The organism is Fibrobacter sp. UBA3718 (assembly GCF_002371935.1).
GTDB lineage: Bacteria > Fibrobacterota > Fibrobacteria > Fibrobacterales > Fibrobacteraceae > Fibrobacter.
The window spans coordinates 1-25,476 of the sequence record NZ_DFHR01000021.1 but is presented as its reverse complement, the minus strand read 5'-3'; the positions used below and the strand labels follow the sequence as shown (position 1 = coordinate 25,476).

21 protein-coding genes and 1 tRNA gene are annotated in these 25,476 nt (G+C 55.3%); 17 read left to right on the top strand and 5 right to left on the bottom strand.

Annotation, left to right across the window (positions count from 1 at the left end):
- Positions 1–96: 96 nt before the first annotated feature.
- Together B4A77_RS07625 and B4A77_RS07620 are read left to right on the top strand one after the other, a co-directional pair.
- A complete protein-coding gene (locus tag B4A77_RS07625; protein WP_290739730.1) occupies positions 97–3,633 on the top strand; it encodes a hypothetical protein in 3,537 nt (1,178 codons plus the stop codon).
- Positions 3,634–3,658: 25 nt separating this feature from the next.
- Positions 3,659–4,840, top strand: a complete 1,182-nt coding sequence (locus tag B4A77_RS07620) for an acyltransferase family protein (RefSeq protein ID WP_290739727.1) — start codon at positions 3,659–3,661, stop codon at positions 4,838–4,840.
- A 7-nt stretch (positions 4,841–4,847) separates the two neighbouring features.
- On the opposite strand, the gene B4A77_RS07615 is transcribed toward B4A77_RS07620, so the two are convergent.
- Genes B4A77_RS07615 through B4A77_RS07605 form a run of 3 tightly spaced genes read right to left on the bottom strand, consistent with a single transcriptional unit; the run spans position 4,848 to position 9,307 of the window.
- Complete coding sequence (locus B4A77_RS07615; RefSeq protein ID WP_290739724.1) at positions 4,848–6,125, bottom strand: M16 family metallopeptidase; 1,278 nt, start codon at positions 6,123–6,125, stop codon at positions 4,848–4,850.
- Positions 6,122–7,021: a nuclease-related domain-containing protein gene (locus B4A77_RS07610; RefSeq protein WP_290739721.1), complete on the bottom strand. Its 900-nt coding sequence runs from the start codon at positions 7,019–7,021 to the stop codon at positions 6,122–6,124. Before B4A77_RS07610 ends, B4A77_RS07615 begins: the two co-directional genes overlap by 4 nt.
- Positions 7,022–7,039: 18 nt before the next feature.
- Positions 7,040–9,307 carry a DEAD/DEAH box helicase gene (locus tag B4A77_RS07605; RefSeq protein WP_290739718.1) on the bottom strand — a complete coding sequence of 756 codons (2,268 nt, stop codon included), beginning with the start codon at positions 9,305–9,307 and terminating at the stop codon, positions 7,040–7,042.
- A gap of 279 nt (positions 9,308–9,586) precedes the next feature.
- Between B4A77_RS07605 and B4A77_RS07600 the strand changes: the two genes are divergently transcribed.
- The 3 genes from B4A77_RS07600 to B4A77_RS07590 all read left to right on the top strand — a co-directional run bounded on the left by B4A77_RS07600 (position 9,587) and on the right by B4A77_RS07590 (position 11,329).
- Positions 9,587–9,671 (top strand) — tRNA-Ser (locus tag B4A77_RS07600).
- 308 nt (positions 9,672–9,979) lie between these two features.
- The gene (locus B4A77_RS07595) at positions 9,980–10,429 is read left to right on the top strand and encodes a hypothetical protein (RefSeq protein ID WP_173366416.1); all 450 of its coding nucleotides are present in this window, start codon (positions 9,980–9,982) and stop codon (positions 10,427–10,429) included.
- 15 nt (positions 10,430–10,444) lie between these two features.
- Positions 10,445–11,329, top strand: coding sequence for a hypothetical protein (locus B4A77_RS07590; protein ID WP_173366415.1), 885 nt, complete (start codon positions 10,445–10,447; stop codon positions 11,327–11,329).
- Here B4A77_RS07590 and B4A77_RS07585 read toward each other — a convergent pair.
- Positions 11,326–12,498 carry a TraB/GumN family protein gene (locus B4A77_RS07585; protein WP_290734254.1) on the bottom strand — a complete coding sequence of 391 codons (1,173 nt, stop codon included), beginning with the start codon at positions 12,496–12,498 and terminating at the stop codon, positions 11,326–11,328. The genes B4A77_RS07590 and B4A77_RS07585 overlap by 4 nt on opposite strands.
- Before the next feature lie 151 nt (positions 12,499–12,649).
- Here B4A77_RS07585 and B4A77_RS07580 point away from each other — a divergent pair, with 151 nt between their 5' ends.
- From B4A77_RS07580 to B4A77_RS07530, 11 genes are all read left to right on the top strand, one after another.
- Entirely contained in the window at positions 12,650–13,258 is a 609-nt protein-coding gene (locus B4A77_RS07580; RefSeq protein ID WP_290726301.1) for a hypothetical protein, read from the top strand.
- A gap of 61 nt (positions 13,259–13,319) precedes the next feature.
- Entirely contained in the window at positions 13,320–13,760 is a 441-nt protein-coding gene (locus tag B4A77_RS07575; RefSeq protein ID WP_290739715.1) for a hypothetical protein, read from the top strand.
- A 23-nt stretch (positions 13,761–13,783) separates the two neighbouring features.
- The gene (gene cmk, locus B4A77_RS07570; RefSeq protein ID WP_173381844.1) at positions 13,784–14,455 is read left to right on the top strand and encodes a (d)CMP kinase; all 672 of its coding nucleotides are present in this window, start codon (positions 13,784–13,786) and stop codon (positions 14,453–14,455) included.
- Between the two features lie 36 nt (positions 14,456–14,491).
- The gene (rpsA, locus tag B4A77_RS07565) at positions 14,492–16,279 is read left to right on the top strand and encodes a 30S ribosomal protein S1 (protein ID WP_290726306.1); all 1,788 of its coding nucleotides are present in this window, start codon (positions 14,492–14,494) and stop codon (positions 16,277–16,279) included.
- A 187-nt stretch (positions 16,280–16,466) separates the two neighbouring features.
- Entirely contained in the window at positions 16,467–17,699 is a 1,233-nt protein-coding gene (locus B4A77_RS07560; protein ID WP_290739712.1) for an FISUMP domain-containing protein, read from the top strand.
- A 68-nt stretch (positions 17,700–17,767) separates the two neighbouring features.
- Positions 17,768–19,066, top strand: a complete 1,299-nt coding sequence (locus B4A77_RS07555; RefSeq protein ID WP_290739709.1) for a bifunctional phosphopantothenoylcysteine decarboxylase/phosphopantothenate synthase — start codon at positions 17,768–17,770, stop codon at positions 19,064–19,066.
- Positions 19,059–19,877: a hypothetical protein gene (locus B4A77_RS07550; RefSeq protein WP_173365746.1), complete on the top strand. Its 819-nt coding sequence runs from the start codon at positions 19,059–19,061 to the stop codon at positions 19,875–19,877. Before B4A77_RS07555 ends, B4A77_RS07550 begins: the two co-directional genes overlap by 8 nt.
- A gap of 46 nt (positions 19,878–19,923) precedes the next feature.
- Positions 19,924–21,342, top strand: a complete 1,419-nt coding sequence (dnaB, locus tag B4A77_RS07545) for a replicative DNA helicase (RefSeq protein WP_173382789.1) — start codon at positions 19,924–19,926, stop codon at positions 21,340–21,342.
- 2 nt (positions 21,343–21,344) lie between these two features.
- Complete coding sequence (locus B4A77_RS07540) at positions 21,345–22,127, top strand: MlaE family ABC transporter permease (RefSeq protein ID WP_290739706.1); 783 nt, start codon at positions 21,345–21,347, stop codon at positions 22,125–22,127.
- 14 nt (positions 22,128–22,141) lie between these two features.
- Positions 22,142–22,924 carry an ABC transporter ATP-binding protein gene (locus B4A77_RS07535; protein ID WP_173382787.1) on the top strand — a complete coding sequence of 261 codons (783 nt, stop codon included), beginning with the start codon at positions 22,142–22,144 and terminating at the stop codon, positions 22,922–22,924.
- Between the two features lie 120 nt (positions 22,925–23,044).
- Positions 23,045–24,319, top strand: a complete 1,275-nt coding sequence (locus B4A77_RS07530; RefSeq protein ID WP_290739702.1) for a hypothetical protein — start codon at positions 23,045–23,047, stop codon at positions 24,317–24,319.
- Positions 24,320–24,422: 103 nt separating this feature from the next.
- Here the strand turns inward: B4A77_RS07530 and B4A77_RS07525 are convergent, their stop codons facing one another.
- The gene (locus B4A77_RS07525) at positions 24,423–25,121 is read right to left on the bottom strand and encodes a porin family protein (protein WP_290739699.1); all 699 of its coding nucleotides are present in this window, start codon (positions 25,119–25,121) and stop codon (positions 24,423–24,425) included.
- Between the two features lie 137 nt (positions 25,122–25,258).
- Between B4A77_RS07525 and B4A77_RS07520 the strand changes: the two genes are divergently transcribed.
- A partial coding sequence (locus B4A77_RS07520; protein ID WP_290739695.1) for a carboxypeptidase-like regulatory domain-containing protein occupies positions 25,259–25,476 on the top strand: 218 nt, incomplete at its 3' end.

Sequence of the window (25,476 nt, the reverse complement as noted above, 5' to 3'; positions counted from 1 at the left end):
TTCGCCGGGATTTGCTCCCGGCTTTTTCTTTTGGATTTGCATTTCTAATTTTTTTATATACTTTTTAAAGAGTATGGTTTTATTAGGAGATTCCGTATGGTTAGGAAATCTACCCTCTTGAAAACAGCAACTGCGCTTGCGCTTTCTTTTCTCGTGACAATCTCCTGGTCCGCGGACCTTTCGGACGAGCAGGAAATGTCTTCCAAGTTCTATTGCGTAAAACTGACGCGGGATGTCAATTATAATGCTGCAATCCAGCTGTCGCAGCAGAATGCATCGTACGAACCGGACTCGGGCGAATCGTGTTTCGAAAAATGGGATTCTCCGGAGGGTTACCAAACGGCATATGAGTTTATTGGCGAACTTCTCTATAATTCTAACGTTCAGCCAGAAGCGTTGTTGCTTGCTTCGGATATCGACTTCGGCGGTTATGACGGGCAGACGCGGTCGTGTAACGAATATTTCAAGCCATTCGAGTTTGATATTACGTCTCAGATAAAACTTACAAGTGCGGAAGACGGTATCTATACGATTAGGGGAATCTGTTATACCTCGCTTTCTGATGAGGCTTCGTTTGGCGGAAACCTGATTGGTTCCATTCAGAACGTCCGGTTCGAGAACATTCGTCTGGAATCCCTTACCTTTGCGAGCCTTTTTGGCACGGCTGTGAATGAACCCGAAGTGAATAATGTCTATGTTGCAAACGCGGCCATAAGTGCCCCTGTAGCGGCCCTTTTCGTTTCGTCGTCGGTCGGGCTTTATGTGACGGATTTCGAGGGAAGCTCCATTCAGGTCCGTTCTGTTCCCGATATGGACTTGAATGACGCTGTCGATTTAATTTATCCTTCTTCGGTCGCGATTGGAGGCCTTGCGGGCAGCGTGTCTAATATGTTTGCGGTCGGCGTCTCCGTAGATGGCCTTAGCGTGTCGAACAACGCATACCTCTGGGATGGCGCCCATCACTTTGTCGAGGAGGTTGCCATGGTTGAAGCGCACATAGGTGGAATTGTCGGTCATACAGGGCGTGTCGAACTGCGCCGGGTGGGGCTTGAGACGTCTTTGCTGAGTGACGATGCTTCTGCGGGAAATAAGCAAATGTCTTACCTGGGCGGACTTGTCGGCTCGCTTACGTACAATACGATGGTGTGGTTCCATTCCACCTACACCTTTAGCGATATCACTTGTTCATTGGAAAGGGGCCCGCAACATTGCAAGGCGGGTTACCTTGTCGGTTTGGCCGAGTTCCCGGATCCCCTGTATAAGGGCGCAAATGATATGAGTATAGTCTCGAACTTCCATTACACCGAAGCCGCCTATGATTCCGCTTCTGGCATGTTTGGTGAAGCTTACTGCGATTACCTGAAGCCATATATGCCGGATAATGAGCAGGGCCTGGAACATATATCCTGTGCATACGAATTAAATACCTATGGCGAACTCTCCGTGTTAAACGAAGAAGACGGGGAGACTGCCCTTGCTTCCAAGACCTATGCCCACGGCAACTACCGGAGCGCAGCCGGGAATGCGGTGGTGACGGACAACTTTGACTCGGACACCTACATGTTGGGTGGAGATACGCGCGAAGCGGTCTCCGTGGGCATCATTGAGAAGGAGTATATGCAGGGCCAGGCGTTTGCCGATGTCCTGAACCGTTTCAATGCAGATTACGGGAACACTTCGGTGGAATGGATTGCTGACACTTCTCGCGTTTATCCGTATGTCGCATCGACTTACCATGGAGTAAATGCGGAAATCTCCAACGTGCACAGGATTGTGTTTATGCTTGACTGCATCGAGTCGGGCTGCCTTACCGAAAGCGAAGAGCGCATGCTTGGACAGTTTAATAATTACCGGATGGGTACTAACGAGTTCGAGTTCGAGACGGACGAATCTGGAGCAATCACGAATACGGCGTGGCTCGAATTTGCGGCTAGCCTAGAACAGCCGAATGCTGACCGCGACCCTGTTCACTGGGAAGGCCCGAGCGACAACGGTCCGTACAAGAGGTTCTCTGCGGACGAGGCGTACGATGGTGATTACTTCTTCAAACTTATGGCAGGTGCTTCGCCAGATTCAAACGGCGTGGATGAGGGAGAAGTTGATGTGGCTTCCTCGACTCTGTTCCTGTCGGGTAACGCTGTCCAGCTTGCCGTAAAGACGGACGACTTCACGATTGGAAATGGAACGCCTTTTGTAAGTGTTTTCCTCGAGGATTTGGACGGAAATGTAATCGATGATTCCACGATGGATTTTCCGAACGGCGGATGGCCCGAAATGATCACGTGGGAAAAGTATCCGCTTGCCGCAGGCATGTACCATGTCGTCGCAAAGATGTACAACGGGAAGGGCGACAATCCGGAAGTGCGCGAGTGGGATTTCGAGGTGAATGGCGAAATCGCGAATGATTGCGGAGACTGCTGGCAGATGATTGCGCTTTCGGATGTCGATTTCGATAGCTATAAGTGGAACGATGACGGGGTGTTCTACTGGTGGGATGAATTTGCCAGTTTCGGCGATTACTGGCAGTACAAGAATTTCACAAAGAAGGATTCTCCGGAACAGGGAAAGGGGTACTGGTACAATTCGCTCGAAGGCCGCCCGCTTGTGCTCAAGGATGAGGCCTTTACCGGCGAGGCCGTGTGGTCGCTCGATAGCGTAAACAGCGGCTGGAACCTGGTGGCGAACCCCTACGGCTGGAAGATGGATATTGGCGTTGCCGACCAGGAAAATCGGGAAAAAAAGCCCGAGTTGGAATTCTGGCATTGGAACGCGCAAACTGGCCAGTACGACCCTGTGACGGAGTTGGGACCTTACGAAGCCGTGTGGGTAAGGCTCAATCGCGGCGTGGCAAAGGATTTGCCGCTTTCTACGGAGCCGGCCTTTGTCGATTTCGTGAATGAGGAAGGTGAAACGGAACCCGTGAAGTCGCTCAACAAGAAGGGTGTGCTTGCGAAGGCGGCCGGCGCCGACGGCTGGGCATTGCAGGTGGAACTCTCCGATGCGAACGGCAAGATGGACAGCTGGAATATGCTCGGCGCGGGCAAGGTAGCCTGGAGTTCCGAGGAACCGCCTGCAGGCATGGGCAACCGCGTGAACCTCAGCATCATGGATGCGGGCAGGCGCCTTGCAAAGAGCGTGAAGGCACTCGGCGAAGACGCGTATGAATGGGACGTGGAGCTTTCGGCAACAAGCGCGCGTGCGGGTTACCTGAAGTTTGCGGGTATCGATGGAATTCTCCCGAGCGGGCTTCGCGTGTTCGTGACTGTCGATGGCGTGACTACCGAAATGCGTGACGGTGAGACGCTGCAGTTGGCGCTTTCTACGACGGCGAAGTCCGCGAACATCCGTGTTGCGAAGTCTGCAAGGAAGGTTGTCGCGCAGACATTGCAGGGCTTGCGCGCCTCGCAGAATGCCGGCGCCTTGCAGGTTGTATTCGATGCTTCTGCCGGCTTGAACGGTGCCAGATCGCGTGTCGATGTTGTCGATACGAAGGGATCCGTTGTCGCTACTGTGGATTTCAAAGCGGTCGAAGGCTCTAACAGGATTTTGCTGGAAATCCCGCGCCGCGGTCTCCACGTTATCCGCGTTGTCTCTGGTAGCCAAGTCGCCTTGCAGAAGATTTTGCTGCGGTAGCAGATTTTCTAAATTATACCGCACGATGGCAGAGAACTCCCCGAACGCAGGTGCAAAAAAGCCGGATTACTTTCCGGCGATTGACGGCCTGCGCCTCCTCGCGAGCATAAACATCGTGATGCTCCACTTGGGTAGTTCGAGCGCGCTTGCCTACATGGCAAGCAACACTTGGCTTATGCCCGTCTTTACCGCTCCCGCATTTGCGGCAGGCATATTCTACGTGTTCGCGGGGTTCCTCTTTGCAAGCAAGTTCAGCGATCCGGAACGCCGCATACCGGTAATCCCGTTCATGTTCGCCCGTATAGCGAAGCTATATCGGCTCCACTTCTTCATGACCCTTCTCATGTTCGTGGTACTCGTGTTCAAGTTCAGCGGCTACACGCACTTGCCCGGCCCAGGCGAAATCGTCGATTGCGCCTCGGCGGGGCTTGCGAAGATGGTGCATCCCTGGCGTAGCCTCCTTTTGCACCTTTCGCTCACGTGGTCCATCGTTCCCGACCTGGGCATGAAACTCAACGAACCCAGCTGGTCACTTACAAGTTTTTTCATGTGCTATGCCATCACGCCGTGGTTCAGCCGCTGGCTCTTTAGGCAGAATCGCCGCACCCTCTGGATTCTCTTCTTCGCGGTGTTCGTCCCGGGCATCGCGTGGGCAGTGTTCTTCGGGCTTTCGGGCAACCTCTGGTTCGACAGTTACGATGAAAAGTACAGGTTCTTCCACATGTTCGCCCCCGTGCGCGTGTTCGAGTACATCTTCGGCATGGTCATCTTCCGCCTGTACAAGGAAGGCTTCTTCGAGTTCCTCAAGAAGGACTACGTGAGCGGAATCGTGCAGGCGCTACTCCTTGCCGCCCTTTACGGGAGCCTGTTCCTCATGTCGCCCTCGTTCAATCCCGGCGTAAACTACTTTATTCACCATAGCGTCGCCGTGTTCATCTACGGGTTGTTCGTGCTCTCGCTCCTTTCGGGCAAGGGGTTCATGGCGCGATTCTTCTGTATCGGCATCGTGCGCAAGGTGGGCCGCGCGAGTTTCTACCCTTACCTCATACACCTGCCGCTCATCACGATTGCTTGGGGTATATGCAACCTGAACACTCCCAAGAACACGCTCCTCTTTATGCTGTTCGTCTACACGGTGAGCACGCTCTACATGGAGTTCAAGGTCTGGAATAAGAAGCGCAGGGCGCGCGCCGTGCAGTCGAAATAGCTGTTGCTTAATGTTCGAAAAAGTCGAGGGGGAGCTCGGTCTTCTTGCGGCCGGCCGGCTCGATGACCGCGGCGGAGAATTTCGCGGCGCCGAACAGGCGGTTTACGGTACCGACGACTTCTTCTTCGGTCATGGACTTGATGATTTTCTCGGAGTGCTCCATCGTGTGGAACTCGCCCAGGTGTAGCGTCTGTTCGGCCATGCGGACAACGCGTTTTTCGGGACTGTCGGCGCCGAGGTACATGCCTCCCAGAATGTTCGTCTTGGTGCGCTCGAACTCGCCCTTGTTGAAACCACGCTTCAGGAAACCGTGCGTTTCGTTCAGCGAAAGCTCGAGTGCCGTCTTGAGCTGGTGCGGCTCGGTCGCAAGCGATACGCCCCAGTCGGTGCAGTCGCAGTAGATATCCGCGGTAGAATACACGGAGTAGGCGAGGCCCTTGTCTTCGCGAATCTTCTGGAACAGGCGGGATGCCATGCCCGCGCCCATCGCGACGTTGAACAGCGAGAGCGCACAGCGACCGCGCTCATCCATCAGGCTGCGGTCGAAACTTAAACCCCAGAAGAGGTTCGACTGCGCGATGTCCTGCTTCTGCACGACCTTCACACTGTTGTGTGCCCGGTAGACATCCGCGGGCAACACGCCGGAGCATTTCTTCTGCGCGAACTTTTCCGCACAAAGTTGCACGAGTTCTTCGTGGTCCACCTTGCCCGAAGCGCAAATTAGGAGCGGAATCTCGCTTATGACCTGGTCCCTGTACTTGAGCATCTGCCTGTGTGTGAGCGATTTGACTTGCCGGATGTTGCCGGTGATGGAATGCGCGATGCCGCTGCCCTTGAAATGGATGGCGTTGAACACGTCGCCCACGATTTCTTCGGGAATGTCGTCGTAGCTGTGGATTTCCTCGATGATTACGCGGCGTTCTTTTTCCATCTCGCCCTTGTCCATGCGCGGGTGCATGAGCATGTCGGCAATCACGTCGATAGCGAGCGGAAGATGGCTCCGTTCAATCTGCGCGTAGAACCCGGTCTCTTGCCTTGTGGTGTAAGCTTCCAGGTTCCCGCCCTTGTCCTCGATGGCGTGCGCGATTTCGAGGGCGCTGCGCTTTTCGGTTCCCTTGAATACCAGGTGCTCGTAGAAGTGGCTCAGCCCGAATTCGTCCTTCGCCTCGTGTCGGGATCCGCGCGGCACCCAAACGCCAACCGCAACCGAGTAAGCGTGCGGCATGTAGTCTGTCAGGATGGTGATGCCGTTATCGAGAACTGTCTTTTTTACAATCTGCTTCATAGTGTATCGTTTTGATTTTGTTCGCGGGATTTTCCCTTTCGGTGCGTGTAATCCCGGTGTTTCGCCTTGACTTCTTCGCTTGCATTCATGCAGGTGGTGAGTTTGTAGTAAAAATCCTCGATTTGTTTCGGGGTATAAATTGTCTTACGTCCCGATATGCGCTTGAGCAGGACATCCTGCAGTTCGCTGCAGTGGACGATGCTCCAGAATTCGTTGTCCTTTGGTACCTTGCGGAGAACGCAGCGGTCGCTGAATACAATGAACGAAATAAAGTGAGCCTGCTCGTGGCGGATTTTCAGGAAATGTTCCAGTGCGAGGATGTGTCCGATGTTTTGGCGGATGGGATTGTGGAACGTGTGCTCCGTGTGCTCGGTTAGGTGCTGATTCCAACGTTCGCTTTCGAGGTCGCCCGAGATTTCGCCGGAGAGGTTCTTGCTTTCGAGAACGTAGAATCCCGACTGGTGCAAAAGCAGCGCGTCGATTTCGGTGTAACCTGCGCGCGCGGGAACGTAGAGGTTCCGCATTAGCACGTACTTGCGCTTGTCGGTGTCGCAGACGCGAGCGGTGAGCGCCATCATCGCCGCTTCGCCGAAAATGCCGCGCGGGTCGTTCACGATGCGTTCATCGTTGAATTTCGGGTCTGGCTTGAAGAAGTTCTCGCTGCGGTTGGGGGCATGCGTGATTCCGTAGCCTCCTAGTTCGAAGGGCTTGCCCATGTCGCGAACTTTATTCCCGAGTCCCTGGCGCCGTTCGTGCTCAAAATCGTGAAAGGTCTTGCGCCCTCCATCGCTGTGGTACATCTTGTGGTTCTTTTTCGGCGCCTTGCCCTTGATCTTGAAAAAGACAAGGGCGAGCAGCAGAATTAAACCGAGGAGAGTCGAAAGCGAAAAGGACATGCCGCAAGTATAGAAAAACTAGACTCTGCCGAATCGCCTTGTCTTGCGGAAGGGCTTGTCGCCTCTCTTTTCGCCGAAACCTCGCTCGTCGCGGTCTCTGTGGAACTTGCGGTCGCCGAACATGCGTTCTCGGCGGGCCTTGCGGTTTTCGAACGGGTGCGCCTTGCCACGCGGCTTGGTTCCGGGAGCGGGGCCGGTGGGCGGCTCGTCGGTCATCAGGCGGAAGCGGGCTTCGTTCCCGCGGATGGTCATGCCCGACAGAATGTCAAGCACTTCCTGCGGCATGGTCTCGGGAAGCTCTACGGTGCTGAACTTGTCGAACAGCTTGATGCGACCGATGTTGCTGCTGCTGATGTTGCCTTCGCCGGCGATGGCGCCCACGATGTCCTTGGGAGTCACGTGGTCGCGGCGGCCTACGCCCAGGTAATAGCGCAGGTAGCCTTCCTCGACTCCATTTTCGCCTTCCTTGCGCTCCTTGCGGAGTCGATTCTTTTCTTCGCGGTCGAGCCCGAAGTTGTCTCCGCGTTCGCGGCGTTCGCCTCTTTCGCGCGGGGCGTCGAGCGGTTTCAATTCCGGGAATAGCGGCTGCTTTTTCTGCCAGATCTTGATGACGGCGGCAGCGACATCTTCTGCCGTAATTTCATGCACGGAACCGTCTTCGAGAGCGACGCCGTTTTCCATATTGCAGCCTTCTGCGACCATGCTCTGGACAAGTTCCTTGAACTTGCCGAGTTCGCCGTAGCTGAGCACGCTCTTGATTTTTGCCTTGAACGCGGCGACACGCTTTGCGCTGATGACGTCGGCGGTCGGCATCTCCATCACCTCGATGGGCTGGCGGGTGGCCTTCTCGATGGTCTTGAGCATGCGCTTTTCGCGCGGGGTAATGAAGAGGATTGCGTTCCCGCTTCGCCCGGCGCGGCCCGTACGACCTACGCGGTGCACGTAGGATTCCGTATCGTAGGGAATGTCGTAGTTTACCACGAGCGAGATGCGGTCCACGTCGATACCGCGGGCGGCCACGTCGGTGGCGACGACGATATCGAGCTTGCCCATCTTGAGGCGGTTGATGGTGCGTTCGCGCATGGACTGCGCGAGGTCGCCGTTGAGCGGGGCCACGTTGAATCCGCGGCTTTCGAGCTTCTCGGCGACTTCGGTGGTGCTCTGCTTGGTGCGCACGAAAATCAGAACGCCGTCAAAGTCTTCGCCCTCCAGCACGCGGGCGAGCGCCTCGATCTTGTGCTCGTTTTTCACCAGCAGGTAGCGCTGTCGGATATTCTCGACGGTCGTCGTCTTGCCTTCGATGCGGGCTTCCTCGTATTCGCCGAGGTGCTGGTCGATAATCTTCTTGACTTCGTTCGGCATCGTGGCGCTAAAGAGCGCGCGCTGGGCCGTGGCCGGGATTTCTTTCAGGATGGTTTCCACGTCTTCCATGAATCCCATGTCGAGCATCTCGTCGGCTTCGTCGAGCACGATGGCTTTCACGCCCGAAAGCACGATGGAGCCGCGCTTGATGTGGTCAATGAGGCGGCCCGGGGTGGCGACCACGATGTTCGCCTGGCGTTTGAGGGCGCGCAACTGCACTGCGATATCCTGCCCGCCGTAGACGGGAACTACGTGCACCTTCGGCATCTTGGCGGCATACTGCTGGATAGCTTCCGCTACCTGGATGGCGAGTTCGCGTGTCGGCGTGAGCACGAGCATCGTGGTCTCATGGCCGTTGAAGTCGAGCCTGGAAAGCAGCGGGAGCGAGAAAGCGGCTGTCTTGCCGGTACCGGTCTGCGCCGTGCCGAGCAGGTTTGCTCCTTGCAACAGTGCCGGGATCGCCTTCGCCTGGATGGGGGAGGGAGTCTCGTAGTTCATCGCCTTGATGGCTTCGAGAACTTCGTCGGCAAGTCCCAGGTCTTCGAAGGTTACGAGTGCTTCGTCGCCCGGATCTTCGTCTGATTCTTCGGCCGGTTCCGCGCAGTCCTTCTTCGACTCGGCATAATCCTCGTCCGAGGTGGATGAAGTTGCCGAATCGTCATCTTCGGGCTGTTCGACTTCGCCGTCCTCGATTTCGACCTTCGTGCCGACTTCGATGGCCGATTTGGGGCCCTTCTTCAGCACGTCGCCTTCTTCGTCGACGACAACGCCGTTCGGGTTTGTTGCGAAGAATGCGGCCTCGTCTGCCTCGTCTTCGTCGGCGCCGCCGGCGATGGCAATCAGGAAAGCGTCCGCCTCGCGTGCAATTTTGGATTTCGGGTCAATTTCCTCTTCAGGGATACGCTCTTCGGTATCTTTCGACATAGTTCACCTTCAGGACCCGTAAACTTCATCTGCGGCCCATGCCGCACTATCGAATGGTTCTAGCGCCGGTTGCCCGGCCGAACCTTGAAAAGCCCCGAAGCGCACTCGCGCTTATAAACCTGAAGTTCTGTTGGATCCTTTTTTTGGATTCGCGGCCAAATGTAGAAATACGGCAGGCCGTTTCAAAGGGTGGCAAGAAAAGAAAACGAGCGGGGGAAGACCTGTCGTGGGGCCTAGGGTAGACAAACCGCGAAATCTTTACTAAATTATGCGAACCTTGGAGAGATGCCAGAGTGGTCGATTGGGCCGGTCTCGAAATCCGGAGACTGTCACAGGTCCGAGGGTTCGAATCCCTCTCTCTCCTTGAAAAAATAAGGAACCCCTTGCGGGTTCCTTATTTTTTCATAGGGTAGCGGTTCGAACCCTCGCAGAGGGTTCGACAGACGTCTGCGGAACGCAGTGAAGCGCAGACGTCTGAGATTTTGGCCGAAGGCCAGAACCCGAAGGGCTGCACGGGAATGAAATGACCGCGCAGTCCATCCCTCTCTCCAATCACACACTTTCATAGCTCTCCTCGTTGTCGCACTCTCAACAAAAAAAACTCCATACCCTTGTATGTTAATAAAAACAAACCTAAATTTGTGCGCGAAAATTTTCAAACAGGAGCTCAAAATGAAAAAATTCGTCTATATCGCCATGATTGCTGCGGTCGCTTTTGCCGTGACCGGTTGCGCCGGAATGATACCCGTGCAGCAGACCCAGAAGAAGGAAGGACCTGTCCGCACCGAGAAGTACGGCTACGTCGACAAGCAGAGTTCTACCATGGGCGTCTATGGCGCCAGCACCTACGAGATTGTCGGACCGGTGTCCTGGGAAGACAAACACAAGTGTTCCGTTCTGGATTTTGTCACTTACGCAACGGTCACGAGCCCGAGGAACGGAGCCCAGGACGTCATCAATGTCAGGGCCGAGGAACTCTGCAACAACGTCAATGGCGAAAAGAAATGCTCCTGCAAATACTGGGGCCTCTCGATCCGCTACAAGATGCTTTCTTCGAGGGAAGTCAAGGACATGCGCTCTACCGCCGAAACTCCGTCTGACGCTTCCGTCAACCAAGAATAATTGTCTGTTAGCGTAATGAAGAAATTATTGCTCGTTTTGCTCGCCCTCGCCTGTCTCGCGTGGAGTGACGATTATGGAGACCGAGGTACTTACGGTTCAACGGCGTATGGCTCGACGGCGTATGGCTCGACGGCCTACGGCTCGACGGCGTATGGCGAGAAGGGATATGGTACGGCCGGCTACGATGGTGCCGAGAATCCGAAATCGAAGGCGAAGTCTTCCAAGGAGGCGCCTTCCTCGTCTTCGTCTTCCTCGATTTTTGGCTCCTTGCTCTCGAAAATTGCTCCCGCATCCCAGACGGCTTCGTCCGCAGGTGGAGCATCCGGAGCGTCCTCGGCAGGCGACGTTTCTTCCGCCAAGCCTAAGACAGAAAAATCCGGAGATCTCAAACCGTACAAGTTCAGGCTTGTGTTCGATCTTGACGGCTTATTTTACGATGCCGATCGCATTCGCTTTAATGGCTTAGGCGTTGGGGCTAATGTGCAGGCCTTTATGCGCTCGGGCCAAGGAAAATTCTTCGTGGAATATGGCCTGGGTCTGGGGCTTAGCTCGTGGACTTACGAAGACAGCTATTACGACGATATCTGGGAATGGTGGGTCTATAATATAGATGCGCTGGTCCAGGGTGGGCTGCAGTTAGGGAACGCCATTTTGCGTTTTGGCGGGTATGTCGGTTATTTGAAGGATAACGACGTCCGCTATGGTTACTATGACGACAATATGTTAGTGAACAATTATCACTATGGTATTGCTTTGGGTGCGTCGTACTATTTTTCCCGCGTCGAGCTGGGCGTAGTCTTCAGGGATGACCTTTCCGAGATAAATCCTGAAATCGGGAAAATGGACTTCGGGAAGAAAGGCTTTATCAGCGGCGGCTTCTCCGTCGGCCTCGTCTTCTAGAACGCCTGGTATATCTGGAATATCGCGAGTATCTTCCCGATAATCGCGGGGATTCCCGGACACAGGAAGCAGAGGATTACGCGGGTCACGCGGTTCTTCCACCAGCGCTTCACCTGCCAGATGTCGTCGGAGAGGGTTTCCATCTCGGACACGCGCGGCGGTCTCATGTACACTTGCGTGAGCGCGGTAAAGAAACCGACGCCGATAAGCGGAGTGAGTCCCGTGAATGGGGCGACTAGCAGCGCTACCAGAATGGTGAGCGGATGCCCGCCTGCAATAATCGTACCGAGCATGGCGCCGCCGCCGGTGAGCATTGCCCATTGCAGGCTCAGTTCGCCAGCCTTCTCTACGCCCGCGTTGTAGCCCACGAAGATGATGCTTGCGATAATGGCGAGCGGGATGGCCCATCCGATAATTTTCCAGATGGGAGCCCCCTTCGGGATGACCGAGATGGATTCCTCGCTCGGGAGTTCCTTGTTTTCTTCGATGATGCTTGCGATGCCCCTCATGTGGCCCGCGCCGATGACGGCCACGATCTTCTTGCCTTCCGCATTTTTGATTTTGCTTGCAAGGAACTGGTCGCGTTCGTCGATGAGCACCTGCTTCACCTCGGGGAATGTCTTGCCGAACTCCTGCATCATGGAGTTGAGGGCGTCCTGCTCCTTGATTTTTGCGAGTTCCTCCTCGCTGATTTCGGTCTTGTCGAAAATGCTCCCGAAAAGGCCGCCCAGCAGGCTGAACTTGCGGTACCAGGGGGTGCATGCCCAGGTGCGCCTGAGTGTTATCTTGATGTCGCGGTCGGCGAGGACTAGAGGAATTTGCTTTTCGTTCGCTATGTTGACCGCTTCCTTGAGTTCGGAACCCGGTTTCACGCCGGTCTGGTCGCCCATCCTCTTCTGGTAAGACCCGAGCACGAGGTTCGCGATGAGGGTCGCGAGCTGCTTTTTCTTGATGACCTCCTTCAGGTCGGTCTTTTTCCAGCGGTCGGGGTCCTGGATGGACTTGAGGCGGCCCTCGTCCAGTTCGACGCAGACAGTGTCGGGGTGCTCGTTTTCGATGGTCTCGCGGACTAGTTCCAGGGAGGTCTTCGAAATATGCGCGGTGCCAACAAGGATAATTTCTTTTCCGTCGGAAGAATTGATGCGGTAGATGTCTGCGTTTTCGCTCATGATAGGGAGAAAATAGAAAAATGAGGGCCCGAAAAGCTCCGTAACTGCAATAATGACACGGAGTTAGGTGAAAAAATGAATTTTTTTGGATTTTTTACGAAAAATTTGTTATATATTTGAAATGGTATCATTTTTTTAGGAGGTTTCCTCTATGAAAAAGTTATTGATGGGATTGGCTCTTTTTGCTCTGGTGTTGTCCGGTTGCGCCGGCACTTCCGATGACCCGGAAGCCCTCGACAACGCCCTTGTAGGCTTTACCTCTTGCGTGCAGAGCTCGCGCTGGCAGGAAGCCCTCGAATATGTCACTTCGGACGAAGCCCGCGAAATCAGCAGCGACGGTTACGAATTCAAGCAGGAATACCAGGTCGCCGCACGCCGCCTGCCGCTCTCCACTCTCCGTAAGGCTGGCCTCAAGGTCGATGGCCACGGTCGTCTGGTGGGCATCAAGGCCGCCATGGACGAAGCCAACGAACGCTACGTCGTTTCCGAGGAACAGGCCAAGGTAGGCACGAACCTCGAGGAAATGGAAAAGCAGCGTATCCAGCGCCGCCTCGAAGAAGGCCAGAAGATCCTCCAGGGCGAGGAAGAAGAGGCCAAGGCTGAACCCGAAGTCGAGGTGTTCACGAACAAGTTGACCGAGGAAGAAAAGAGGAAGTACGGCAGCACCCGTGACCTCCAGGCTCCCGAGGAATACAAGGACGAGAATACGGAAGAAGCCGAAGAACAGATCTTCAATGGTGACTACGAATCCAACGACTAGCTGTTAGTTTGTTTTGAACGAATCCCCGGCGCCCGTCGGGGAATTTTTTTAGGAATTTTTGATGTCCCATTTTACCGCAAAAATGACGTTTGCCTTGGCGGCGCTCCTTCTCCTTGCGGCGTGCGGCGATTGGACCGCCGGATCCCCGGATGCGGACGGCGCCGTATTTAGCCGCTCGTACCGATACTACTACGTGATGGACTGCCGGTTCGACGGCATCGGACTTTTCGATTGCAGCCTTGCCGCTCCGATAAGCCCTGCCTATACGGCCTCGCTCCGGATCGATTCCGACGACCTCGCAACGCTCTCTTTGGACGGCAACTACAGCTACTATTATACGACCCACGAGTACACCTCGGGGCACGACGACTACGGTAGTTACTACTACTTCTACGACAACGGCTGGGAGCTGACCTTCTACAAGGACGGCTCGGAGCTGATTTTCTGGGATACCGACGAAAATACTGCCACGGTTTACCTCAACGACTTGGACTACGAGTAGTTTTTTCTAAATTTGCGCTCACTATGGTAAAAACCAGTGAGCATTTCGTTATTGCGCTTGACGGCGGGTCGGGTACCGGGAAAAGTACCACGGCCAAGATTGTCGCGAAGACGCTCGGCATCACGTACCTCGATACGGGTGCCATGTACCGCGCCGTGACGCTTGCCGCCCTCGACAAGGGTCTGCCGGCCGAAGAAGGCCCCGCCATGGACGAACTGCTCTCTGACCTCACCCTCGGGTTCGATTCCGAAAACCACATCCTCATCAACGGTGTTTGCCGCGAAAGCGAAATCCGCGGCATGAAGGTCTCGAGCAACGTGAGCATCTACTGCGCCCTTCCTTCCGTCCGTGCCGCGATGACCAAGCAGCAGCGCGAAATCGGCAAGAAGCAGAGCTGCATTCTGGACGGCCGCGACATCGGCACGGTCGTTTTTCCCGACGCGAAGTACAAGTTTTTCATGGTGACGGACGTGAAGGTCCGCGCCGAACGCCGCTACAAGGAACTCCTTGAAAAAGGCGAAAAGGTTACCCTGGAAGAAGTCCTCGAAAATCTGGTCGAACGCGACCGCCTGGATTCTTCCCGTGCGAACGCCCCCCTCAAGAAGGCGGACGACGCTATCGAAATTGACACTACACACATCTCAATCCAACAACAGGTCCAAAAGATTCTCGACTACGTAGGTGTAGTGGCGTAGTCCCGAGTCCTTTGAACCGCAACCCCAAAAAACAATATGTCTCAAAATCTCAAATTCGGAACCCAAGAAGATCTCGCCGAAATCCTTGCCGCCCAGGGTGAATGCTCTCCGGACTTCCGCAAGCAGAACGCCGACGTGTATGCCGGCATGGGCTGCCTCGAACAGGGCAAGCTCGTCATGGGCAAGATCAGCCAGGTGAACGACCAGGAAGTCCTCATCGACGTGAACTACAAGAGCGAAGGTGTTATCGACCGCGCTGAGTTCAAGGACTCCGACTCCCTCGAAATTGGTTCCGAAATCGAAGTGTTTGTCGAAAAGCTCGAAGATGAAGACGGCCGTCTCATCCTTTCGAAGCAGAAGGCCGACTTCGTGCGCGTGTGGGATCGCATCCACGCGGCATTCGAAAACAACGAAGTCGTGCGCGGCACGCTCACGAAGCGTATCAAGGGCGGTGTGGTTGTCGACTTGTTCGGCATCGACGCCTTCCTCCCGGGTTCCCAGATCGACCTCCGTCAGATCCCGGACATCAACGCTCTCATCGGCCAGGAATTCGACCTCAAGGTTATCAAGGTCAACAAGGCCCGTCGCAACATCGTCGTGTCTCGCCGCGTCGTTCTCGAAGAAGAACGCAACAAGCAGCGTGGCGACGTTCTCGAAACTCTCGAGAAGGGCCAGGTCCGCAAGGGTATCGTCAAGAACATCACCGACTTCGGTGCCTTCATCGACCTCGGCGGCGTGGACGGTCTCCTCCACATCACCGACATGAGCTACAAGCGCATCAACCACCCGACCGAAATGGTCCAGCTCGGCCAGGAAGTCGAAGTCATGGTGCTCGACTTCAACGACAAGAAGGAACGCATCTCTCTCGGCATGAAGCAGCTCAAGCCGCATCCGTGGAAGGACATCGCCGAACGCTACCCCGAAGGCGCTATTGTCAAGGGCAAGGTCGTTTCCATCACCGATTACGGTGCATTCGTCGAACTGGATTCTGGCGTCGAAGGCCTCATCCACGTTTCCGAAATGTCCTGGACGCAGCATGGCAAGCACCCCTCCAAGATCCTCTCCGTGGGTCAGGAAGTGGAAGCCGTCGTGCTCAAGGTTGAAGAAGATGCAGAACGCATCTCTCTCGGCATGAAGCAGCTCGAAAGCGATCCGTGGGATTCCATCGAGACTGAACTTCCGCCGGGTGCCCGCGTGGTTGGCGAAATCCGCAACATCGCTTCCTTCGGCGCCTTCGTCGAAATCAAGGAAGGTGTGGATGGCCTCATTCACGTGTCCGACATGTCCTGGACCAAGAAGATCACTCACCCGAACGAAATGGTCAAGAAGGGCGACAAGGTCGAATGCGTCGTGCTCGCTGTCGATAAGGAAAAGCGCCGCATTTCTCTGTCCATGAAGCACCTCACCGAAGACCCGTGGGATTCTATCGAAACCACGTTCCCGGTGGATTCCGAAGTGAAGGGCAAGATTGTCCGTATGCTCGACCGCGGCGTCGTGGTTGAACTCAACGACGGTATCGAAGGCTTCATCCCGGTCTCCAAGCTCACTGCTGAATACATCAAGGTTCCGGCCGATGCATTCAAGGTTGGCGACGAAGTCCCGGCTGTCGTGACCGAAATCGACCAGAACAACCGCAAGATCTACCTCTCTGTGGTGGACTACTTCAAGAACCGCGAATCCGCAGAACTCAAGGCTTGGATGGATTCCCACAAGCCGGGTGAATCGGGTACGACGATCGGTGAAGCCGCCGCTCCGAAGAAGAAGGCTGCCAAGAAGAAGGCTGAAAAGCCGGCCGAAGACGCCGCTGCTGAAGAAGCCAAGTAAGTTGCCGTTGCAAACCCCGTAAGGGGAACAACAATCGCTTGCGACATTAAAAGTCCCGTGGGTAAAACCACGGGAATTTTTTTTATTATGAATTTTAATAATAAGTTATTGTTGTTTGTATAAATTATTACATTTGGTAGTATAGAATAAACAAGCAATTCTGCTGTTTACAAAAAAGGAGAACACGATGATTGGGAATAGCAAGCGATGCTGGGGAATTTTCGCAGCAGGAATTGTCACATCCATGGTTTGTCTTACTGCCTGCAATGACACCATTACAGAATCAAAAGGCGTAGAGTCTGTCGCTACTTTCGAAAAGCTCGGTGACTGCACCAAGGACAAAGACGGCGAAATGATGTTCGTTGCGGATTCCGCAATGCTCTACTACTGCTACGAAGAAGAATGGGTGAGAGTGAAAGGCCTTGACGGCGAAAAAGGCGAAAAAGGCGACAAGGGTGATGATGGTGAAAAGGGCGACAAGGGAGCAAAGGGCGATGATGGCGCCAAGGGTGACGATGGAAGCAAGGGCGACGACGGTGCTGATGGCAAGTCGGCCTACGAACTGGCCGTTGCCGCCGGATTCACCGGAACGGAAGAAGAATGGCTCGCTTCGCTGAAGGGTGAAAAGGGTGACAAGGGCGATGACGGCAACGGTTGCGCCGTTGCTAAAACCTGGAATGGGGTCAAGTTCGTATGCAGCGGAGACACACTCGAAGTCTCCCTCCAGGATGAACAGGAATATCCTCTTTGCGGCGGCATTCCCTTTAATCCCTCGACTAGCTTCTGCGATGTGCGCGACAGTTCGCTGTATTACTATGTTACCATCGGTAACAAGAAGTGGATGGCCGAAGACCTCAGGTACATCGATAGCGTCCAGACCCCCAGCCTGCAGAACAATTTCTGGTGCAAGGACAGCTGTGAAACGGGTGGCCGCTATTACAAATGGGCGGCAGCCATCGATTCCATTTACACTTACGAGAACAGCGATATCAACTGCCATGATTCGGTCGACTGCAATCTCCCCGAAACGCTGAGAGGCATTTGCCCCAGAGGCTGGCACCTGCCGACAATCGAAGAATGGGAAGGCTTGTTCATCCTTATTGGCGGCCTCGAAAATGCATCGTGGGTTCTCAGGGAAAGAATGGAATGCTACGGACAGTGGTACGACCATGGAGGCATTCCCGGCCTGAACTCGTTTGATTTTACCGCAGATCTTGGCGGTCACATGGAATACATGGATTACTACGGTTACGAGCATGTCCAGAACTACGGTGGCATTGCAGAATACTGGACCGCATCGACTCCGTTCCAGGAGGCCGACAAGGGTTACGGCGTCCAGTTCTCGTGCGAAAGGAAAGACGCCGTCTTCACAAAATACAAGAAGGATATTGCGCTTCCGATTCGTTGCGCTAGAAATTAGCCGCTAGCTTGCAAGAAATATTTCCCTGAAAGGGCCGGCCATGCCGGCCTTTTTCTATCTTGCATTATATGGAACTAGCTGGAAAGAAGATCCTCCTTGGCGTTTCGGGCGGAATCGCCGCCTACAAGAGCTGCGAACTTTTGCGCCTGTTGCAGAAGAAGGGTGCTACGGTGCGCGTGTGCATGACAGATGCCGCCACCGAATTCGTGGCGCCGTTAACTTTTGCAAGCCTCAGCAAGTGCCCCGTCTACCTCAAGAGCGGAGCCGTCGAGGCGCGCCCCTTCCAGCATATCGATTTTCCTCGCTGGGCCGACCTCTATCTGGTTGTTCCCGCTACTGCAAATGTCATCGGCAAGTTCGCCTGCGGTATTGCTGATGACCCGGTGAGCCTCTGCTTCATGAGCTGCACGTGCCCGCGCGTTATCGCCCCTGCGATGAACGTCGCGATGTACAACAGCCCTGCCGTCAAGCGCAACCTCGAAGTCCTGTGTAACTTCGACGATACGACCGTTCTTGAATCTCCTGCGGGGGAACTCGCTTGCGGTGAAGTCGGGCAAGGCCGCCTGATGGAACCGGCAGAGATTGTGAAGTGGCTGGAAGGGGCTGTACTTTGTCATCCCCGCGAAGGCGATAGGGGCCAAAGCAATCCGCCCGCATTCCCTGTCGCACAGGACGTCCAGCCCACGCAAGACAAAACGCTCCCCGGCCATGGCAAGAAGCTGCTCTTGACGGCCGGCCGCACCGAAGAAGCGATTGATCCGGTCCGCTACATCTCTAACCGCAGCAGCGGAAAGACCGCGGTTGCGCTCGCCTCGGTATTCTATGCGAACGGCTTCGAGGTCGAAGTTGTCGCGGGCCCGATGGAGGCGGCGTTCCCGGGCGGCGTCGCGGTTACCCGCGTGAAAAGCGCCCGGGAGATGCACGACGCCGTGATGGCACGGCTCGCCGAGGCGGACGCCGTCGTGCATTGCGCGGCGGTAGCGGACTACCGCCCCGCCCACGCCGCCGACGAGAAAATCAAGGACAGCCGTAGCCAACTCACCATCGAGCTTGTGCCGAATCCGAACATCTTGCGCGACTGCACCGCGGCCCGCGCTGGAGCCAAGATGTCCCGGCACCAGGTCATCGTCGGCTTCGCGCTCGAGACGGACCACTTCGAAGAACATGCGGCAGAGAAACTCAAAAAGAGCGGTGCCGATGCGCTCCTTCTCAATGCGCCGGTCGCCTCCGACTCCGGCTTCGGTCTCGACCGAGTGCGCTTCGCCCTAGTGGTTCCGGGTGCCGACGTGCCGCCGATGAAGATGGGGGGCAAGGTGGACCTCGCCGAAACAATCTTGAACTTTTGCCTGGAGCGCCTGAATGCCTGAAGAATATGACATGAGCGAATTGCGCAACTACTTGCGCGGTCAAATCGACATGGGCGATTCCGAAGTTTTTTTGGATGAACCCTGGTCTCTGAATGCGAAGAAGCCGCGTGCGGTTCCGCAGCCGCGGCCTGTTGTCACACCGCAAGCGGTCGCATCCCGCAGTGCTGTTGCCCAGGAAGTTCCCCCTGCACCCGTGCGAACGCAGGAACCCCTGTCCGTGGGCCCCGCGATGGCGGCTCCGTCTGCCCGCCCCGTCATGAGGAAGGCTGCGTCGGCTTTCGAAGCGGCGGAATCCCTGGATGCCTTCTACGACTCTATCCAGAACGAAGCCGTCTATGCGAAAGTCGGGGACATTGTCCGCTATGCGGGCCCTGCGAATCCGAAACTTCTTCTGTTGATGCCGAATCCGCTTCCGGACTCGGGTGATTTTTTCTCGTCGGAACCGGGAGCCATGCTCGTGAGGCTCTTTGCGAACCTGAACGTTGCCGAAAACGAAATCGGGGTCACCTACTTCTACAAGGGCCATGCCGCAAGGAACATTCCCGCCCTGCTCGAAACGGCGCTCCGCAAAATGCTTGCGAAGGAACTCTCCTTTATCGCCCCGCAGGTGATGGTCTCCTTCGGCGAACCGCTGTTCCACCAGCTCTTCGGCAAGGGCAAGGTCTTTAACGACCTGGCCGGAACAGACCTTGATTTTTCGGGCGTAAAGACATGTTCGCTTGTGGACGCGGTCGCCATGTCGCAGGACAAGCAGCTAAAGTGGCTCACCTGGAAGGTCCATATCCCGAAGTGCACTTACTTCAAGGCTTGATGGAGTGCAGACCGATTTATAAAAATTATATTTCCGATGTATTGCTATGTCTGAATTTGTAAACGAAGGTGGAAGTTTCGAAGGTCGCCAGGTCCCCATGGACGGCGAGGCCGAACGTTATTTGCTGGGTGGAATCCTGCGCGATCCGAATGTCATGACTCCGGTCATCGATGTTGTTTCGGACGATGACTTTTTCTACCTGGAACGCCATCAACTGATATGGAGGGCGATGCGGCAACTCTATAGCGCCGGAACCCCCATTGACATGCTTACCCTCCCTGCTGAGCTCGAGAAGATGGGCAGGTTGCAGCAGTCGGGCGGCCGCGAATATATCTTTGAACTCATGGAGAGCGTCGCTTCCTCGGCGAATGTGGAATGGAACCTGGAGCATCTGCGCGACAAGTTCGTGCTTCGCAAGCTTATCCGCATGTCGTCCGATACCATCAAGAAGGCCATGGACGTCTCTTCCGCTCCCGACGAGGTGCTCCAATCGGCGGAACGTGCCGTTTTCGCGATTGCCGAGAAACAGGTGAAGAACTCGCTTCGCCCGATTGAAAATTTTGTGACCCCGCTGCTCGACCGCTTGAACAACAGGAAGGACGGCATTACGGGAATCCCCACGGGACTCACCGAACTGGACGAACTTACGAACGGCCTGCAGAATTCCGATCTCATCATTCTCGCGGCCCGTCCGGGTGTCGGCAAGACGTCGTTCGCCCTGACGATTGCGGCGAATGCGGCCATCGATTTCAACAAGCATGTGGCGTTCTTCAGCCTCGAAATGGATGGCGTGCAGCTCGCCCAGCGTTTGCTCTGCTCCCGCGCTCAGGTGGACCAGTCCAAGCTGCGCAACGGAAAGCTCAACCGCGACGAGATGAACAAGCTCATCGCGCATGTCGCGCCGATTAATCAGTCTCCGCTGTTCGTGGACGACAATGCGGACCTGGGCATCATGGAACTCATGAGCAAGGCGCGCGACCTCAAGCGCCAGGGCAAGCTCGACCTCCTCTTGATTGACTACCTCCAGCTGATGAAGACGGGTAAGGAAGAGAACCGCGCCGTCGCTATCGGTGCTATTTCGCGCGGCCTCAAGATTCTGGCCAAGGAACTCCACATCCCGGTCATCGCGCTTGCTCAGCTGAGCCGTAAGGTCGAAGAAAAGGGCCGCGAGCGTCCGCAGCTCTCCGACCTCCGCGAATCGGGTTCTATCGAACAGGACGCCGACATGGTCTGGTTCGTGGAACGCCCCTACGTGCGCACCCACAAGGACGACGACAAGTACAAGGCGGAACTCATCGTTGCAAAACACCGTAACGGTTCCGTGAAGGATATCCCCCTCGCGTTCGTTCCCGAATACACGACCTTCTACGATGCGACCGCGGACGACGGCGGTTCGGATGACGGTGGCGATTACCAGTTCGGCGGCGACGACCAGGGCGGCGGCTACAGCTTTGGGGAGTTCTAGCGATGACTGTTTTGCTCAAGCCCATAGCGTGGATTGGACGTGTCATCGTGGATGGCATCGCCAGCATTGGCGAAGTCCTGTGCATCCTGCTCCTGACGCTCAAGCAGATGCCGCACGTGTTCAAGAACCCCGACCTCATCGTGAAGCAGATGATATCCATCGGCGTGTCGAGCCTCCCGCTCCTGTTCGTGACGTCCATATTCACGGGCATGGTGGCGACTGTCTGCGCCGAGTTCGAATTCCAGAACCTCGTGGCGGACAAGTTTGTCGGTACTGCCGCCTGCAAGATGGTTCTTATCGAGCTTGGCCCCTTGCTTACGGCTATCGTGCTTTCGGGCCGCGTCGGCAGTGCGGTCGCAGCCGAACTCGGGAGCATGAAGGAGAAGGAAGAACTCGCTGCCTATACGGTGCTCGGCCTCGAACCCTACCGCTATCTTGCACTCCCGCGCTTTGTCGCTTTCATGACGATGATTCCCTGCCTCACCGCTATTTCGAACGCACTCGCCCTCATCGGCGGCTGGATAGTGTGCGTACTCGGCCTCGACATTACGACCTATACCTACACGACGGGCATGCAGTACCTGTTCGACTCCATGGACTTGTGGTCGGGCATGATCAAGTCCCTCGTGTTCGGCGTGCTGATTTTCGTGCTCGGCTACTACCACGGGATTAACGCCCAGGCGGGTGCCCGTGGCGTGGGACTTGCGACCATGAACGTCGTGGTTTCGAGCTGCCTCATGATTTTGATTTCTGACTTTATACTTGACGCTATCATGTTCTTCTAGTTCCAGGTGAAATTATGCCAAACGTAAAGATTGACCCGAACGATATCGCCATCCGCCTGAAGGGCCTCAAGAAGTCCTTCGGTCCGCAGACCGTCCTCGAAGATGTGAACCTCGACATCCGCCGTGGCGAGACCATGGTTATCATCGGCAAGTCCGGCGGTGGCAAGTCCGTGATTTTGAAGCACATGATCGGCCTGTTGCAGCCGGATGGTGGCGAAGTGTCCGTCGATGGCGTGACCATCAGTACCCCGAAGTTTTTCGACACGCATACCATCCGCCGCAAGATGGGCATGCTGTTCCAGATGGGCGCGCTGTTCGATTCCATGAACACCGGCGAGAACATCGCGTTCGCCCTCCGCGAACACCATCCGGAACTCTCCGAGAAGCAGATCCAGGACGTGGTGACCGAGAAACTACAGATGATCAACCTCGTCCCCGAGTTCCGCACCAAGATGCCGAGCGAGCTTTCGGGCGGTATGCGCAAGCGTGTGGCCCTTGCCCGTGCCATCGCCCTGAACCCCGAAATCCTCCTTTACGATGAACCGACGACCGGCCTCGACCCCATCACGAGTGACGTGATTAATGACCTCATCCTCGACATGCAGAGCAAGCTCGGCGTGACCTCAGTGGTGGTGACCCACGACATGGTGAGCGCCTTTAAGGTGGCCGACCGCATCGCGATGCTCTTGAACGGGCGCATCATCGAGGTGGGCACGGTGGACGAAATCAAGAACACAAGCAACCCTTACGTGCACCAGTTCATCACCGGGCAACGCAAGATTTCGGTCGAAGAATAGGGCGAGGAGCGTTTTTTTAGCCTAAAATGCCGTTTTTTTTGTGTTTTCCTTCACGAAAAATTGTTTTTTGTGTCCGTTTTTGCAAAGATTTATGTAAATTTCTCTAGAAGAGGTTTTTATATGAACAAGAAACTTTTGATAGGTCTTTCCTCTATCGGCATGGCTGCCGGTTTTTGGGCCTGCGGTAGCGGTTCGATTGAACCCATGGCCGACGATACGGATGTCTTCGTCGAGGCCATGCTGAACAATTTGGATTTTAGCACCCAGATTAACGATGCCATGAGCAAGTGCAACGAGGATATCGTTTGCATGAACGAGATGGCCAAGGCTGCCCATGGCGTTGTCGAACTTTCGTCGGAATCTACGCTTCCGGAATCGTCCGCAGATGGACAGCCGGTCGTTAGCTCCAGCTCTGAATCGTTCTTCAGGTTCTCCTCGATTGGCGATGTCAGTCGCCTGTCCAGTTCTTCCGATGCGGGAACCGTAGTGAGCAGCTCCAGCGAACAGGTCATAATAACGGGTATGGGTCGCTGCTACCCGCTATCCGAAACGGTCGAGCTGAACTCTCCGGTCCAGTGGAAGGTGGAGTGGAACTCCAACTATGGCATAAGGGATGTTGCGGCTGCAACGTATAGCTGGATTTTTGGCATGGATGCGACGCCCGACAACAATACAGCGGCGAGCCCGAAGGTCTCTTACTCGAAGTCCGGTCCGAAGTCCGCTTCTGTCGATGTCGTTATTGGCGGCCAGAAGGGGCACATCGACTGCGACAAGACTGTGAACGTGAACGGAGCCCCGATTACGGGATGCATGTGTACGACGGAGGCCACTTCGGTTGACTTTACTGCGACTCCCGATGTAGTCTGGACAGTGAAAGGTTGCACGTCTACGACGACTCCTTTGCTCTATTCGTGGGATGGCGGTGCTGCCGGCGCAGAAGCCAGCTTTACCAAGACCTTTACCGCGGCACAGAAGGGTTATGCACCGGCGCTGATTGTTAGCCATGCGGACAACACGAAAAAAACGGTGACCTGCCCAGCAGTGGAAACTACAAATGGTCCGAAATACCTTTTTGAAATCACGGGAAACCAGATTAAGGCAGACCCGCTTGATGTCAGGAATGAAGGGTGCATGACTGTTAAGGGCACCTGGACGGATCAGTGGAATACTCCTGCGTTTAAGATTTTGTGTGATGGGAAGGCCGACGACCAGAATGTTGGCATGACATTCACGATGACCTATGGTGGCAAGTCGATTGCTACTGGGTCTGGCACATGGGGCTTCAGCAATGCCGGTGCACAGATTGGCTCGGTCAAACAGGGCGATTTCGTGTTTGACGGAATCTGCGTGACCTTTACGGGTGCATCGACTGTTAATTGCAAGATTTCTCAGTAATCGTACTGAAAAGGATATAAGAAAAACCCGCTCATCTGAGCGGGTTTTTCTGTATGGTTCTATCGCGCGTTGAGAGCTCTAGAGTGGTTTTGCCTGAAATCGATTACAGGAACCAGTATCCGGCGCCGACCTTGAAGGTCATCTGCTTGCCGCCGTCCATGGAATCTATCAGGTCGTTCTTTAGGGGGTCGATGTCGGGGTAGACGTCGGTAAGCCCGAGGACGAGCCCTGCGTCAATGGAGAGGCGTTCCATCACGAAACCGCCGACTCCAAAGGCGATGCCGAACCCGAATGCGGCCTGGTCGACCTCTTCCTTGTACTTGAAGTCGGTTTTGCCGAGGCCGCCGCCCAGGGATATGTCGTTTTGTTCGAGCGAGACTTCGCTGCTCAGGTTCAGCGAAAGCTGCACGCCGGCCGCGACATAGAATCTGTCCTTGACGATGGCTCGCATCATGAGGGGGATTTCGAGGTCCATCTGCTTGAACTTGTGGTCACAACCTTCCTCGTCCATGGAAAGTTGCGCATAGTGGAAGTTGATTTCTGGCGTGAATTGCAGGATGCTTGCCATGGGAATCCTGCCGCGGAGGCCTATATCGAACCCGATTCCGGAAGGAGCCTCGGCATCGTCTCCCAGGTACCAGTCCTGCGGAAGTCCGATGAGGTAGCTGTAGTTGAAGTCGGCATGCGCGCCGATGCCGGGTTTGCTGTTGATGCCGCCCTGGGCGTTGGGGGTGGCGCCGTCCTGTGCAAGCGCGATGGACGATGCGATTGCGCCCGCGGCGATGATTCTGGAAATCTTCATATTTCCTCCTTGTATGGGTGAAATATAGGAAATTTGCCTGTGGATTTATTGTCCATGAAACATGCTTTTGAATGTGAGCGGAATCACCGTATTGAAAGTAGTTTTGTATCAGGTGAAACTCTAACGGAGTGTTTGGTATGAAACATACTTTATGGACAAGCGTGTCCTTCGGTGTTGCAATGGCTCTCTCTGCCGTTGCGGCGAATGCATTCACCCTTACGGGTACGGTGAACGACGAAAGCGGCAAGGCCGTTCAGGATGCTGACGTTTCTCTCCTGAAAAACAAGCTCGATACGAAGACCGATGCGGACGGGAAATTCTCGTTCAACCATGAGGTTTCGGCCTTGGCTTCGTC